The sequence below is a fragment of the Gaetbulibacter jejuensis genome, from assembly GCF_039524015.1.
GTDB classification, from domain to species: domain Bacteria; phylum Bacteroidota; class Bacteroidia; order Flavobacteriales; family Flavobacteriaceae; genus Gaetbulibacter_B; species Gaetbulibacter_B jejuensis.
Genome location: NZ_BAAAGF010000004.1, coordinates 272,301 through 289,102, shown reverse-complemented (window position 1 = coordinate 289,102; position 16,802 = coordinate 272,301). Strand labels below are relative to the sequence as shown.

Sequence of the window (16,802 nt, the reverse complement as noted above, 5' to 3'; positions counted from 1 at the left end):
AGATGAAACAATTCTACACATTAATAGCTACTTTAATTTTTTCAACTGCAGCTTTTGCACAAATACCTGCAGGTTATTATGATAGCGCAACAGGAACTGGCTACACTTTAAAAACGCAACTACACAACATTATAGACAACCATAACGATCAAGGTTATGATGCTATGGATGGTTTTATTGCTTCTTATGATTTAGACAACTACTATGAAACAGGAAGTAATACGATTTTAGACCCTTATTCAGAAAATCCATCAGGATCAGACCCTTACACCTTCTCTCCGGTTAGTGACGAATGCGGAAATTACAGTGTAGAAGGCGATTGCTATAACAAAGAGCATGTTATCCCTCAATCTGTTTTCAGCCAAAATACTCCAATGAGAAGCGATGCGCACCATCTCCTACCTACAGATGGTAGAGTTAATGGTTTTAGAAGTAGTTACCCTTTCGGAGTTGTTGATAACAGTCAATTAGTTAGTCAAAGTAATATTTCTAATCCAACTCAAAATGGCTCTAAACTTGGAGGCAACCTCAATAGTGGTTACTCTGCTGGTTATACCAATACAGTTTTTGAACCTATTGATGAATTTAAAGGCGACATTGCTCGTATCTACTTTTATTTTGCAACGCGATACGAAGATCAAATTAGTAGTTGGGGAAGCTATGCTATGTTTGACGGAAGTTCAGACAAAGTATTAGACGATCCTTTTTTAAGCATACTTCTAACATGGCACCAAATGGACCCTGTTTCTCAAAAAGAAATAGATAGAAATAACAATATCTATTATAACCATCAGAGTAACAGAAACCCATTTGTTGACCATCCTGAGTACGTTGAAATGATTTGGAACGTAACTCCTGACACCGAAGCACCTTCTACTCCAACCAATCTTATGGTTACTAACGAAGGTTCAACTACAATTTCTTTAGATTGGACTGCTTCAACTGACAACATAGGTGTTACTGCTTATGATGTTTATGTAGATAGTGTATATAATATGACGGTTACTACAAATTCAGCAACTGTAGTTAATTTAACTCCAGAAACTACATATTCGTTTTATGTAATTGCAAAAGATGCTGCAGGAAACGAATCTTCTCAAAGTAATTCAGTAAATGGCACCACAACTGAAGCTGGAGCTAATGGTGATGAGTGTGCCTCAGAAGATTTTGAAGACATACCAGCAAACAGTTCGCAATATACTGATAGAACCTGGACAGGAGATAGTGGTACTTGGAACGCTACCGAAGCTAGAACAGACCAAACCATAGAAGGCAGTAGAGCTATATTAATCGATTATAGAGGCACTACTGATGGCGCATCTTTAACCTCACCTACTCTTGGTGGTGGTATTGGAAGTTTTACGATTACTACTCAACGTATCTTTTCTGGTTCAGATGGAACCTTAAATGTAATGGTAAATGGAAATCTTGCAGGTACAATCCCTTATAGCGACACTATACAAACTACAACTATTACTGATATTAATGTTGATGGAAATGTAACTGTGGTAATTGAAGATAATAACTCAGGTGATGCCAGAGTAGGAATAGATAATTTATCTTGGACATGCTATTCAAGTTTAAGTTTACCTGAAAATAGTATAGAAGCTATTTCAATTTATCCAAACCCAGTAAAAAACAGCTTAAACATTAAACTTAACAGTCAAATCGAAACTCAAATCGACATATTTAATGTTTTAGGTAAGCATGTTTTATCAAAAGTAATTACCAATTCTAGTACAATAAACACAGAACAACTTTCAACAGGAGTTTATATTTTAAGAATTAAACAAGGTAATTCTACCTTAAGCAAAAAGCTCATAAAAAACTAAACTTAAAAAAGCGACTTGTAAGAGTCGCTTTTTTTTGTTCAAAACCTCGTGAATAAATCCTACAATCAATAATTGAAATAATCATCATTACACGAAAAAAAGTGTATTTTTGCACTTTCAAAACACAACTATAACATACGCATAATGATTCATTTCTTCGGAAACCAAAACAGCAAAGTATTTGCTGTTCAAGCCACAAAAGAATTATCAACAGAAACCATATCTAAATTAGTATGGTTATTTGGCGACCAGCCAAAAATAGAACAAGCATCTCTCGATGCTTTTTTTGTTGGTCCAAGAGCAGCAATGATAACACCTTGGAGTACAAATGCTGTAGAAATTACTCAAAACATGGGAATTTCTGGCATCATTAGAATTGAAGAATTCATTTCTACATCTGAAGATTTTAAAGGGTACGACCCAATGATTTCTGAAAAGTTTTCAAGCTTAAATCAAGACATCTTCACCATAAACATTCAACCTGAAGCGATTCAGAATATTGAAGATATTTCAGCATATAACCAACAAGAAGGTTTAGCACTTAGCGACGAAGAAATTGAATATCTTGAAGGTGTTTCAAAAAAGATTGGTCGCCCATTAACAGACTCTGAAGTATTTGGATTCTCACAAGTGAACTCAGAACACTGTCGTCATAAAATTTTCAACGGAACTTTTGTTATTGATGGTGAAGAGAAACCAACATCGTTATTCAAGATGATTAAGGAAACTTCGAAACAAAATCCAAACGATATTGTTTCTGCATACAAAGATAACGTAGCGTTTATAAAAGGACCTGTTGTAGAACAATTTGCTCCAAAACGTGCTGATGTTCCTGAATATTACCAAACTAAAGATTTTGAATCTGTAATTTCATTAAAAGCAGAAACACACAATTTCCCAACAACTGTAGAGCCTTTTAATGGTGCTGCAACAGGTTCTGGAGGAGAGATTAGAGATAGACTTGCTGGTGGTAAAGGTTCTATTCCTTTAGCCGGAACAGCAGTTTATATGACATCGTATTCGCGTTTAGAAGAAGAGCGTCCTTGGGAAAAGGCGTTTCCTGAGCGCAAATGGTTGTACCAAACTCCAATGGATATCTTAATTAAAGCTAGTAATGGAGCGTCTGATTTTGGAAACAAATTTGGGCAACCTCTTATTTGTGGTTCTGTTTTAACTTTTGAGCACCAAGAAGGCAGCGATAAAATCGGTTATGACAAAGTGATTATGCAAGCTGGTGGTATTGGTTACGGAAAAGCAGATCAAGCCATAAAAGACACACCAAAAGAAGGTGATAAAATCGTAATTTTAGGTGGTGATAATTACCGAATTGGTATGGGAGGTGCTGCTGTATCGTCTGCTGACACAGGTGAATTTGACAGTGGTATTGAGTTAAATGCCGTACAGCGTTCTAACCCAGAAATGCAAAAACGTGCTGCCAATGCGGTTCGTGGTATGGTAGAGAGTGATGAAAATTCAATTGTTTCTATTCACGATCATGGTGCTGGTGGACATCTTAACTGTTTATCAGAATTGGTTGAAGACACAGGTGGACACATTGATTTAGATAAATTACCAGTGGGTGATCCTACCCTTTCTGCCAAAGAAATTATTGGTAACGAGTCTCAAGAGCGTATGGGATTAGTCATTTCAGAAAAACACTTAGACACATTACATAAAATTGCAGACAGAGAACGTTCACCAATTTACGATGTTGGTGAAGTTACAGGAAAGCATCGTTTTACTTTTGAATCTAAAACCAATGGTGACAAACCAATGGATTTAGCTTTAGAAGACATGTTTGGTAGCTCTCCAAAAACTATAATGACAGATCATACGGTTGACAAAAACTACAGTGATCTATCCTATAATTCAGATAATTTTTACGATTACTTAGACCAACTATTACAACTCGAAGCTGTAGCTTGTAAAGATTGGTTAACTAACAAAGTAGACCGTTGTGTTGGTGGTAAAGTAGCCAAACAGCAGTGTGCTGGTCCATTACAACTTCCATTAAATAATGTAGGTGTAATGGCTTTAGATTATAAAGGAAAAGAAGGTATTGCAACAAGTATTGGCCACTCACCTATTTCAGGATTAATAAATCCTGTGGCTGGTAGTCGCAATTCTATTACCGAAGCCTTAACAAATATTATTTGGGCACCATTAAAAGATGGTTTGCAAAGTGTTTCGCTTTCTGCAAACTGGATGTGGCCTTGTAAAAATGAAGGTGAAGATGCACGCTTGTATGAAGCTGTAAAAGCGGTTTCAGAATTTGCAATAGATTTAGGTATCAATGTTCCAACAGGAAAGGATTCTTTATCCATGAAACAAAAATATCCTGATGGTGATGTTATTTCTCCTGGTACAGTTATCATTTCTGCTGCAGCAAATTGTAACGATATTTCTAAGGTTGTAGAACCTGTTTTCAAAAAGGATAAAGGCGATATTTATTATATCAATATATCTCAAGACGACTTTAAACTTGGTGGTAGCTCGTTTGCACAAATCAATAATAAAGTAGGAAACAGCACACCAAGTGTAAAAAGTGCAGCTTATACTAAAACTGTATTTAACACGATTCAGCAATTAATAAAAGACAATAAAATTGTTGCTGGTCATGATGTGGCTTCAGGCGGATTGATTACAACTTTACTAGAATTATGTTTTGCAGATAACAATCTTGGTGCAGAATTAGACATTACTAAATTGACTGAAAAAGATTCATTCAAAGTTTTATTTGCTGAAAACGCAGGTATCGTTATTCAATCTACAGATAATAGCATAGAAAACACATTGTCTGAAGCTGAGATTACCTTCCATAACATTGGAAAAGTAACTGATGCTGATGTATTAAGTATCATCAACGGAAGCGAAGTATTTACCATGACGGTTTCGAGATTACGAGATATGTGGTACAAAACCTCTTTCCTACTCGACCAGAAACAAACTGCTAGTGGTTTGGCTGAAGCACGTTACAACAACTACAAACAACAACCACTTCAATATACATTCCCAAGTCATTTTACAGGTAAACTGCCTAGTATTGACAGTAGCAAACCGAGACCGAAAGCTGCTATCTTACGTGAAAAAGGAAGTAACTCTGAGCGTGAAATGGCAAATGCTATGTACTTAGCAGGTTTTGATGTTAAAGATGTACACATGACCGATTTAATTTCTGGTCGTGAGACATTAGAAGACATTCAGTTCCTTGGTGCTGTTGGTGGTTTCTCAAACTCTGATGTTTTAGGCTCTGCTAAAGGTTGGGCTGGTGCTATTAAATACAATGACAAAGCCAACGAAGTGATTAAAAATTTCTTTGAAAGAGAAGACACGCTTTCTGTTGGTATTTGTAACGGTTGCCAATTAATGATGGAACTAGACCTTATTAATCCAGAGCATGAGCAGCATGGTAAAATGGTGCATAATGATTCTCATAAACACGAGAGCTCATTTACGTCTGTAAAAATTCAAGAGAATAACTCTATCATGCTTTCAACGTTAGCAGGTAGCACACTAGGTGTTTGGATTTCTCATGGTGAAGGAAAATTCAACCTTCCTTATGCTGAAGATCAATACAATATTGTAGCAAAGTATGGTTATGCTGAATATCCTCATAACCCAAATGGTTCAGATTTTAATACAGCTATGATGACTGATAAAACTGGAAGGCATTTGGTGACTATGCCACACATTGAGCGTTCTACATTTCAATGGAACTGGGCAAACTATCCTGACGGACGACAAGATGAAGTTTCGCCTTGGTTAGAAGCTTTTGTAAATGCTAAAAAGTGGATTGAGAACAACTAATTATTTTTTTAATTAATTTAGTAGAGAAATTACCCCAAATGAAACAACTTTCACTCGTATTTTCTCTACTATTTTTTTTATCTGTAAATGCTCAAGATTCAGATTTAAAACCACTCGTAGATCAACTAAAAACTGAAATACAATCTGAAAAGGACGATGCCAAAAAGTTATTTCTTTTAGATAGCTTAACGTCTGTCGTTAGAGATAAATCCAATTTTCCTTACGACTCTATTGCACGTTCTACTATAGATCTCGCTATAAAGCTAGACTCTTTTAATATTGCGGCTTACAATACTACAAACCTTATTAATTTTCACAATAATTTTTTAGGAAAACCTAAAACAGGTATTGCTATTTTCAATACTTATTTTAAAGCCTTAAAAAATAATATTAGTGCTAGAAATTTAGCAGGTTTATATATAGACTCTGGCGATAGTTATTACTTTACCAAGCAAGTAGACTCTGCAATGTCTCACTACGACAAAGCCATTACTTATGCCGAAAAAGCTAATGATAATCGGGTTAAAGGATTTGCTATTCTGTATAAAGGTTATGCCTATTCTGATGAAGGAAAATTTGCGCTGGCTTCGCAAACTCTAAAACAAGCTTCAGAAATTTTCACCCAAGAAGAAGACACTTTCAATATTATAGCTGCTAAAAACTCCTTAGCCATATTGTATAGTGCTAATGGTTTTATAGAAGAAGCTCAAAAAGAACGCAAAGAAACTATAAAATTAGCCACCGAAACTAAAAGTTACGGACAGCTTATTTCACTGTATGTTAACGAAGCAAACGATTTAAAAAAACTAGGTTTAGAAACCCAACGCATTGAGAATCTTCACAAAGCTATGGTGGTTTGTAAAAAATCGAATCATTTCAATTACTTCAACCCTATTTTATTGAATGCGCTCACTATTGCTTATGCCGAAAATGATAGTTTAGAAATGGCAAAATTCTATTTAAAAGAAGTTGAAAAAGACCAACAAAACACAGAAGGCATCCATAAAGCCAGATATTATAAAGCCATAAAAAAACTAGCTTTTGCTGAAAAAGACTACGAAAAGGCAAAGACACTTGGTATAGAGCACTTAAACATTGTCTCTACAAGTAACGACATTAAAGGAAAAAGAAAGGCTCAGAAATTCTTATCTGAAGTCTACGAAAAATTAAACAGACCTAATGAAGCACTTTCGTTTTATAAAGCTTCAAAAAAAATTGAAGACTCGATACAGTCGGTACAAAAAACCAAAGCTCTAGCCTATTACCAAACGCTTTATGAAACTGCAAAACGAGACAAAAAGATAGAAGAACAAAATAGTGAAATTGCACTTCTGGATGAACAAAACAAACGCAAAAAACAAACCTTATGGTTTAGCATTTTATCATTAATAGCACTGTTTAGTATTATCGTTTTATGGCGTTCTCGAAGATTTTCACAAAAAAAAGCACAACTACAAAAAACCTTTGCTCAAGATTTAATTAGAAATGTAGAAACCGAACGCAAACGCATTTCTAGCGAACTTCACGATAGTGTGGGCCAAAGTCTGTTACTTATTAAAAATAAAGTTTTGCTCAACGATACGCAAAACCAAGACACCAAAATTATAGACGACACTATTGATGAAGTGAGACATATATCTCAAAGTCTTCATCCTTTTCAGTTTGAAAAATTAGGTTTATTAGCTTCAATTAAAAATACGGTTGAGAATTTTCAGAAAAACTCTGACATCTTCTATTCAGAAGTTATTGAAATCGAACCGTTAGAAATTTCTAAAGACAAAGAAATTTTTGTTTTTAGAATGCTACAAGAATGCTTAAACAATGTTGAAAAACACTCTAAAGCTAAAGCTTGTAACATCATGGTTGAAAACCTCAACGATTCTGTATTATTTCAAATAAAAGATAATGGTATTGGGTTTGATGTGTCTGAAAACAGTCAAATTATAGATAGCCTTGGATTAAAAACTCTAAAAGAGCGTGCCCAAATAATCGGTGCTCAGTTGAGTATTGATTCTATTAAAGGAAAAGGCACAACGATACAAATAAAAGTTCCTAAACATTAAACAATGCCTACAACTATCATTCTTGCAGATGACCATCCATTACTACTTAATGGAACAAAAGAATTTTTAGAAAAAAAATGGTTTAAAGTTATTGATACTGCAACCGACGGTAATACTGCGTATAACAAAATTTCAAAACAAGTTCCTGATATTGCTATACTGGATTTTGACATGCCTAAACTAAATGGGCTCGAAGTCGCACAAGAAATTCAACGCAATCAGGTAAATACTAAGGTTATTATTTTAACACTTCATAAGCAAGAATCGTTACTAAACGAAGTGGGAAAAACTATACATGGATACATTACAAAAGATAGTGCTTTAGAAGAGTTAGAGCTATGCTTGGATAGTATTAACAATAACAACACGTACATAGGAAAGAAACTGAAAAGCACAGTTCATTTTGATAGCAGCACTAATGCATCTATTGAAACTTTAACTGCTACCGAATTAAAGATATTAAAATACTTAGAAAAAAACCTCAACAGTACACAGATTGCCGAAGAGCTATTTATCTCTAAACGTACTGTTGAAAAACACCGAAGTAACATTATAAAAAAGCTAGAGATAGATACCACCAACCAAAATGCACTTTTTGTCTGGTTAAAACAAAACCCAGACCTTTTTAATACGTAAGCCTACGTATTTTACTACCAAACAACATGTTATAATTTTGAAACTTATAAAATTGTAACATACTATTATCACTAAGCACAAATATTATTTACCTATTAATTATTGGGTTGTAGATATCTTTTATGTGAGTATAAGCAATAAAGACTATCATCTATTACAACCCGATGGATATAGTTATATTTTATATTCTAAAGAAAACAACACTACCTATCACAAGCCACTTGTAACCCCTTTACAATTAAAACATTCTCAATTTATAGTCAAATGCAGACCAACATATATAGATCATCTTACTCAGAATAATATAACTATAGAGGCTACCAATTCTGATGAATTTTTAGCACAACTAAATACACCTAAACTTAAAGATCTTACACCTTCAATATTAGATAGTATTATTTTTCACCTACACTTTTTAAACGAAAACACATCACTAAAACAACTTTCTAAACGCTATCAATGCGATACCAAAAACATTGAAAACCTGTTTAAACGTAGCGTTGGACTTTCTTTTATTCAGTATCAAAATATCCTAATTACACTACGTAGACCTACGTATTGAATAGAGCTCTACACTAATATAATTTAGCATATAAAATCAACAACCTATATAGTTATGAAAAAACTTATTTTAATAGTTATAGTCTTGCTTTTTAATACAAAAATAGTTGCACAAACTGTTACAATAAGCAGTGGTAACACAGCAAATAGCTCTCAAGGTAGCGTAAGTTATACTATAGGACAGATTGCCTACACCAGTAACACGTCTTCAAGTGGAAGTATTGAGCAAGGTGTACAACAGTCGTATTCAATTTCAGAAACATTAGGAACACAAGAAAGTGCTATATCATTAAAAATAGTTGCTTTTCCAAATCCTACAACCAATACATTACAACTTAAGTTAGAAAACGATAATCCAGATTTATCTTATAGACTTGTCAACCTCTTAGGTGAAACAATAAGCATAGAGAAAATAGTCTCTAATAGCACAATTATTAATATGAAACAGAAACCTTCGGCCACCTACTTTTTAAACATATATCATCAATCTAATCTTATAAAAGCATTCAAAATCATTAAAAACTAATATTATGAGAAAACTATACCTTATCGCATGTGTGTTTTGCTATTTTTTGTCACATGCGCAAAGCCCTGAAAAAATGAGCTATCAAGCAGTTATAAGAAATGCATCTAACGAACTTGTTAGCAATGCTAGCGTTGGTATGCAAATAAGCATTTTACAAGGAAACTCTACAGGTACAGCGGTTTATACAGAAACACATGCACCAGTAACAAACCAAAACGGATTGATAAGCATAGAAATAGGTAGTGGATCAGTAATATCTGGAGACTTAAGTACTATTGATTGGTCATCTAACACTTATTTTATCAAAACCGAAACAGATCCCGATGGAGGCACAAACTATACTATTATTGCTACAAGTCAGTTATTAAGTGTTCCATATGCGCTACATGCTAAGACAGCATCTACAGTAACCAATCCTGTCCTAATGGAACCTTATATTTTAGGTAGAAGCTACCCATCTGATGACGGAAAGTTTAGTTATAATGGTAAAACTGGTTGGCAAGCAGCAAATGAAATGTGCAAGGATAGCTATCCTGAAGAACCGTATGCAAGAGCATTTACTGCCGAACAAATAACACAAGCTATTGTTATTGGTAATTATTCATCTAATTCAAATTATGACAACGTTCCTTTTTGGGTTATCACCTCTTCTGTTACTAAAGGAGATTCTTTTAATGATTCTGGTTTTAATAATTCACAAAACTTTTCAGAAAACGCTGCAGATGAATCTAGAGGAGTTAGAGGTACCATTACTTTTAACTACACAAGTATAGGAAACGGTGGAGGTTTAACAATACCTCGATTCTTTAATGTAGAACAAGAAGTTATAAATGGGCTAAACTACCCTTGCCTTTGTGGTACTTATAAGCCTGCAGAACAAAATTAAACGAAGCTATTAATCAATTCTTTGAGAGGTCAAAATTTAAAACGTTTGGCCTCTTTCTTTTTAATTCAAATTACACTACGTAGACCTACGTATTGAATAAAGTTCTACACTCGTATAATTTAGCATATCGAATCAACAACCTATATAGTTATGAAAAAACTACTACAATTACTATTTCTATTCTTTTCATTAACACCTATAGCTCAAAACACTATTTATGTTAATGTTAATGTTTCTGGTGGAAACAACGATGGCACATCTTGGGCAAATGCATATCAACACTTAACAGACGCTTTAAATGCAGCCAGTAGTTATGATGAAATACATGTTGCCCAAGGAAATTACTATCCTGATTTAGGTGCTTCACAAACCGACAACGATCGTTCTAGTTATTTTTTGTTGAACAAAAACTACATTACTCTTTTAGGTGGTTATAACGCAAGTAATAACTCTAGAAACCCAGAACTCTACCCAACAATTCTAAATGGTGATATACAACAAAACAATAATGACCAAAACTTTGTCTATACCATTTTTAGAACATCTGGCGACTACAATGTTATAGACGGTTTTACAATTACAAATAGCAACGCTGATAATTCAGGTGGTTATGGAAGTAATGAGGGCGGAGGCATGTTTGCACGAGGAGCAAACGCTACCGTTATTTCAAATTGCAAGTTCATAAACAATAAAGCAATAAATACTACTTCTTACAACGCCAAAGGTGGTGCTATATATATTGTAGAAATTGAACCAGGAAGCTTAATAATAAGAGACTGTACTTTTGAAACAAACATGGCAAACGAAGGTGGTGCTATTTATAACAACACCTTAAACTGGGACTATGGAGGTCCTATTATTGATAATTGTACGTTTTCATCAAATACAGCAAGTAGAGGAGGCGCTTTTTATATGGGGACAACAGAAGGCACAGTTATTAAAAATTCAATTTTTGATGGTAACTCTTCAGGCTCGGGTGGTGGAGCTATTTATACTAGTGGAAGCAGTAGTTTACCACCTGTTATAGAAAATTGCTCTTTTACTAACAATTCACATACAGCAAATAATGGTATAAGTGGTTCTGCTATTTATTTCAATGGTACAGACGCAACAATATCAAAAAGTACTTTTTCTGGTAATTCATCTGTACACAGTTTAGGTTCTGTAATTAATCCATATGGTAACATCCTTATTGACAAGTGTCAATTCTCTAACAATAGCATACCTTATATTATAAATTTAAACGATAATAAAACACTAACAATAACAAACACGCTTTTTAACGACAATGCTTCTATTGCTTTAAGTAATGGAAATGGAATAATTAATATTTCCAATTCTTCATTTTCAAACAATAGCACTGCCTTACGCTTAAATGCTACCAATGGAAATACTTTATACAATTCTATTATCTGGAATAACACAACCAATATTCAAAGCTTTAATGGTATTGCAGACACAAATATTATACAAGGTGGTTATAGTAACGGAACAAATATTTTAGATTCTAATCCGCTTTTTGAGGATGCTCCTAATCAAGATTACAGATTACAAAATACATCTCCCGCAATTGGAGCAGGAAATAACTCTTACAATAACAGTTTAAGGGATTTAGACAATAATTTAAGATTAAATGGTAGTAACATAGATTTAGGACCATACGAAAATGGCTCGTCTGAATGTCCAACATTCAACAATAATGTAATATATGTCAACGCAAACAATACAAGCACTTATCAAGATGGCAGCTCTTGGGCTTATGCATTTTCGTCATTACAAAACGCTTTGGATATGTACAACTCAAGTTGTGGAATTACATTACAAGAAGTTTGGGTAGCTCAAGGAACCTATTATCCAGATGATGGTAACAACCAAATAGCAGGTAATCGTGATGAATCATTTCATCTTCCTGAAGACATAATAATACTTGGCGGCTTTAGCGGTACTGAAACCAACTCTAATCAAAGAGATTGGGAAAATAATATAACTGTTTTAAGTGGAGACATTAACGCTCCAAATCAAATTAATGACAACAGTTATAATATCATTAAAACAACAAACGTAGGCAACAATATGCTATTAGATGGGTTTACCATTGAAAAAGGAAATGCTGTAAAAATAGAAACATATGGCCAAAGAGGTGGTGCTTGGTTAAACAGAACCACATCAGGTAGTGATACCTCTACTCCAACTGTAAAAAACTGTATATTTAAAAACAACCAATCATTAACCTCTGCTGGAGCATTGTTTTTAGATGGTGTTACAGGAAGCACTGTAGGTATAAACCTTGAATACTGCACATTTAAAGACAACATCTCAACAGGCACTTCTAGTGGCAATAATGGTAGTGGCGGAGCGATAACTATAAATACATTCTCTGGTGAAGCCACTTTAAATGTAAATATTGAAAACTGCATCTTTAATGACAACTCAGCAAATCTAAATGGAGGTGCTATTTGGTCAAGACAAAACGCTAATGACGATGGTGTTGTAAACATCACAAATAGTTTATTTTATGGTAATGTAGGAACAGGTGGCGGAATAAGCATATTAGATAATGGTGTAACAACCTATAATATTGTTAACTGCACATTAACAGAAAATGATGGCGATTCTGAAGCTGGAGCTGGCATTAGAGTTTGGAACGGAACTACAGCAACTGTAAACATTCACAATTCAATTCTTTGGGACAACACAAGAGCAAATGACCCAAACAACACACAAATTAACACTCAAATTTACGCTCCTAATTCAAACATAACCCATTGTATTATAAACAACATTTACAATACCAACTCAAATTCATCAAACGACCCTTTGTTTGTTGATGCTTTAAATAAAAACTTTAGAGTTTCGGAAACCTCAAGTGCAATAGATTCGGGCCTTTCAACACATAACAATTCAACATTTGATTTAGATGGTAATGAGCGTATCATTGGCTCTAATATTGACAGAGGAGCTTATGAATTTGATTCTTGTATTGGCTCACCTAATGTTCTTTATGTAAATGCTAGTGCAACTGGCGCAAATGATGGAAGCAATTGGAACAACGCATTCACGAGCCTACAAGATGCTATCAACAATGCCATATGCGCTAATGAAATATGGGTAGCATCTGGCACATACAAACCAGGTTTACTTGAAACCGACAGTTTTATCATTCCTAACAATATAACCGTTCTTGGAGGCTTTAATGGCACCGAAACTACAGCAAGTGAACGTAACTGGTCAGAAAATCTAACTATTCTTTCAGGAGATTTAAACAATGACAACACGTCAAATTCTGGAGATTCACATACTATTATAACCTTAAACGAAAACAATGTTACATTAGATGGATTTATTATTGAAAATGGTTATGCCGATGATGATTCTGATAACTCGCAAGTAGCCATTGGTCGTGCTGGAGCTGGTATTTATATTAGAAATGCTGAAAACATAAACATAAACAACTGCATCTTTAAAAACAATACCGCCTACGGAAACGGAATTAATAATGGTGTTGGTGGTGCTATAATAAACTTCGGTAACAGTTCAACTACAACTACTATTTCCAATAGCTTGTTCTTTGACAACATTGCAACTGCTGGTGGTGGCGCAATTTCAGCCGAAAGTGGAAGTCTTGCAACAATAAATTGTACTATAGCAAACAATATTGCCTCTCACGGTGGAGGTATTCATATATTTGCTGGCAACGTTACGGCCACAAATAGTATATTCACTAATAACAGTGGTAGCAACGGAAATATAAATAATGGAGGAGCAAACTCACCTATTGTATCACATTGTTTATTCTTTAATATTACTTCTGGAAACAATGGTAGCATTCCTCCAAATGTAAATGATGGAGGAAATAACATAGAAAACACAGACCCTATATATGTTGATGGTTACAAATTAACCGATAGCTCTCCTGCCATAGATGCTGGCGACAACAATTTTATAGACTTAACTGAAGATTTAGATGGAAACCCAAGAATATACAATTCAACTGTAGATTTAGGAGCTTATGAATTTTTCATAGCTTGCGAAAATTCTGTTATGGTTACATCTACTGCAGATAGTGGTCCAGGGTCTTTACGTCATGTTATTGAAAATGCTTGCGATGGCACAACAATCTCTTTTGATCCAGCACTTAATGGAAGTAGCATTATTTTAACTTCAGGTGAAATATTTATAGACAAACCACTTACATTCTTTGGAAACGGTATAGAAAACACAATAATTAGTAGCAATAATAATTCTAGAATCTTCAATATTCAAAGTTTAGGTACTATTATAGATGGCATTCATTTTCAAAACGGAAATGTTCCAACAACTGGTGGTCTTGAACAAACATCTGGTGGTGCAATATATGCTTCTGAAGCAAACATGATTATTTCTAATTGTAAATTTACTAGTAACACAGCTAGTATTGGAGGAGCTATTGCATTCCACGGAGTACAACCTCAATCAGGCGAAGTACTAGCAGATATCACAATGAGTGAATTAGTAATTTTTAACACAACATTTCAAAACAATTCTGCTGCAACAGGTGGTGCTCTTGAAACTCGCTTTGCAAACACAACCATAGAAAACGCTCTATTCTCTGGTAACAAAGCAATAAGTCAAGGTGGTGGCATGTATTTATTTACATCAACTACTACTGTTACAAACATTACTGTTTCAGGAAATTATGCAGACAATTACAATGGTGGAGTATTTGCTTACGTGCCTACTAGTGGAAATATAGGAGAGTCCTTTACTATGACAAATTCAGTAGTAAGTGGAAATGATGCTGGGTTTGCTTTTCCTAATATGGGACAATGTACAAGCTGCGATATAAGTTACTCATTAAACGGAGACTTTAACAATACTGGAGTTGGAAACTTGATGATGACTACAAATCCAGCATTTGTTAATCCTATACTAGCCAACACAGCTCCTAATTTAAACGGTGATTACGCATTAACAACATCTTCTCCTCTAGTCAACGCAGGAACAAATGCCACTATACCAGATATTAATCTAGATTTAGCAGGTAATCCAAGGCTATTTGACGGCACTATAGATATTGGCGCTTATGAACTTCAATCGACTTTAAATATTAGTGATGTTTCAACTACAGATTTTAAAATCTACCCTAACCCAGTAAGTAATATACTAAACATAAAAACAGAGAGTCAGCAGTTTGACTACAGTATATACAATGTACAAGGCCAAGAAGTTCTAAAATCAAATAGCGTTAAAACATCAATTATAGATGTAACATCATTACCAACAGGAATATATATACTAAAGCTAGCAAGCAATAATAAAACTGAAAGCTTTAAAATTATTAAGCAGTAAAAATTAAACGATGCTATTAATCAACTTAAAAAAGGTCAAGACTATAAATTGTTTTGGCCTTTTTTAAATCTTTTAATTTTAATACATTTACTATATCATCAAGCACCAGTGTATTAATTACATACATTAAAAACTGCATCAACTTTGCCTAAATTATCTCTATCCAAAGAAATTAAAAACCATCCTTTGTTTTCAAATATGGTTAAACTTGAATACGAGCAAGACTTTGAAACCATCATTACCTCAACAGGCTATAGTTATTTAGTATTGGTTTATGGTGATATTTCAATTAACAACAAAAAAGAAAACTATACTCTTCCTAAGGCTTTTATAAATTCAATAATGCCTAATTTCAATATTGTTGCGAAAAAAAACAGCTGGTTTGTTGTTATTAGGATGAATACTGATCGATTCTATCAAATCTCTAAAACCAACGTAAATACTCAAGGTGCTATTTCTAAAATAAGTCATATCGTTTCTCAAAAAGTAGTTGATGACTTACATCGTGAAATTGAAACAGCAGCGCACAACGATTACATTTTAATAATTGACAAGCATTTAAAACCTTTTTATGCTGAGTGGATTAAAAAAAGTAAGATTTCAGATATTATCGATTACATCTTCATCAATAATGGTTTGCTTAATGTAACTAATATAATTGATGAATTTCATATTTCACACTCATCGTTAAATCGTTATTTTAAAACCGCAACAGGCGTGACTGTCAATAAATTTTTAAGACTAATTAGGTTCAATTACATTGTTAGACATTTAGAAGCAAATAATATAGATATGCTTAGCGCTATTGAAGAATTTAAATATTATGATTACTCCCATTTCTCAAGAGATGTAAAGCAGTTTAGCGGCAAAACACCTAAACAACTTTTTGGCACTAAACACCCAATACTCAGGGACATGCTCTACAAGAAGATAAGATATTAAACTTTCATTTTGACGATTTTTTACATAAAACCTTAGCTCTAAACAAGTAATTTTGAAGTTTAAAGTTAATTATTTAGGGAATAATATAGCTATTAATCATGCATTAGGTCAAGTTTTTAAACTTGGCCTTTTTTCTTTTTCTAAACTAGCACTCTTAATATATCCTTAATTTATAAGACTATAAAACATCAAAATCTTAAAATAACACCCTTTTTTTTAAC

9 protein-coding genes are annotated in these 16,802 nt (G+C 33.9%); all 9 read left to right on the top strand.

The window, feature by feature from the left end; all coding sequences use genetic code 11:
- Positions 1 to 2: 2 nt before the first annotated feature.
- The 9 genes from ABD011_RS13310 to ABD011_RS13270 all read left to right on the top strand — a co-directional run bounded on the left by ABD011_RS13310 (position 3) and on the right by ABD011_RS13270 (position 16,581).
- Positions 3 to 1,832 (top strand): endonuclease, encoded by a 1,830-nt coding sequence (locus ABD011_RS13310; protein ID WP_343799016.1) that lies wholly within the window; start codon positions 3 to 5, stop codon positions 1,830 to 1,832.
- A 144-nt stretch (positions 1,833 to 1,976) separates the two neighbouring features.
- A complete protein-coding gene (purL, locus tag ABD011_RS13305) occupies positions 1,977 to 5,639 on the top strand; it encodes a phosphoribosylformylglycinamidine synthase (RefSeq protein WP_343799014.1) in 3,663 nt (1,220 codons plus the stop codon).
- A 38-nt stretch (positions 5,640 to 5,677) separates the two neighbouring features.
- The gene (locus tag ABD011_RS13300) at positions 5,678 to 7,702 is read left to right on the top strand and encodes a tetratricopeptide repeat-containing sensor histidine kinase (RefSeq protein WP_343799011.1); all 2,025 of its coding nucleotides are present in this window, start codon (positions 5,678 to 5,680) and stop codon (positions 7,700 to 7,702) included.
- A gap of 3 nt (positions 7,703 to 7,705) precedes the next feature.
- Positions 7,706 to 8,338 carry a response regulator gene (locus tag ABD011_RS13295; protein WP_343799009.1) on the top strand — a complete coding sequence of 211 codons (633 nt, stop codon included), beginning with the start codon at positions 7,706 to 7,708 and terminating at the stop codon, positions 8,336 to 8,338.
- Between the two features lie 124 nt (positions 8,339 to 8,462).
- Positions 8,463 to 8,900 carry a hypothetical protein gene (locus ABD011_RS13290; protein WP_343799007.1) on the top strand — a complete coding sequence of 146 codons (438 nt, stop codon included), beginning with the start codon at positions 8,463 to 8,465 and terminating at the stop codon, positions 8,898 to 8,900.
- A gap of 54 nt (positions 8,901 to 8,954) precedes the next feature.
- A complete protein-coding gene (locus ABD011_RS13285; protein ID WP_343799005.1) occupies positions 8,955 to 9,425 on the top strand; it encodes a T9SS type A sorting domain-containing protein in 471 nt (156 codons plus the stop codon).
- A 4-nt stretch (positions 9,426 to 9,429) separates the two neighbouring features.
- Positions 9,430 to 10,311 (top strand): hypothetical protein, encoded by an 882-nt coding sequence (locus ABD011_RS13280; RefSeq protein ID WP_343799003.1) that lies wholly within the window; start codon positions 9,430 to 9,432, stop codon positions 10,309 to 10,311.
- A 150-nt stretch (positions 10,312 to 10,461) separates the two neighbouring features.
- Complete coding sequence (locus ABD011_RS13275; protein ID WP_343799001.1) at positions 10,462 to 15,639, top strand: choice-of-anchor Q domain-containing protein; 5,178 nt, start codon at positions 10,462 to 10,464, stop codon at positions 15,637 to 15,639.
- A gap of 144 nt (positions 15,640 to 15,783) precedes the next feature.
- A complete protein-coding gene (locus tag ABD011_RS13270) occupies positions 15,784 to 16,581 on the top strand; it encodes a helix-turn-helix domain-containing protein (protein ID WP_343798999.1) in 798 nt (265 codons plus the stop codon).
- The last annotated feature ends 221 nt before the right edge of the window (positions 16,582 to 16,802 follow it).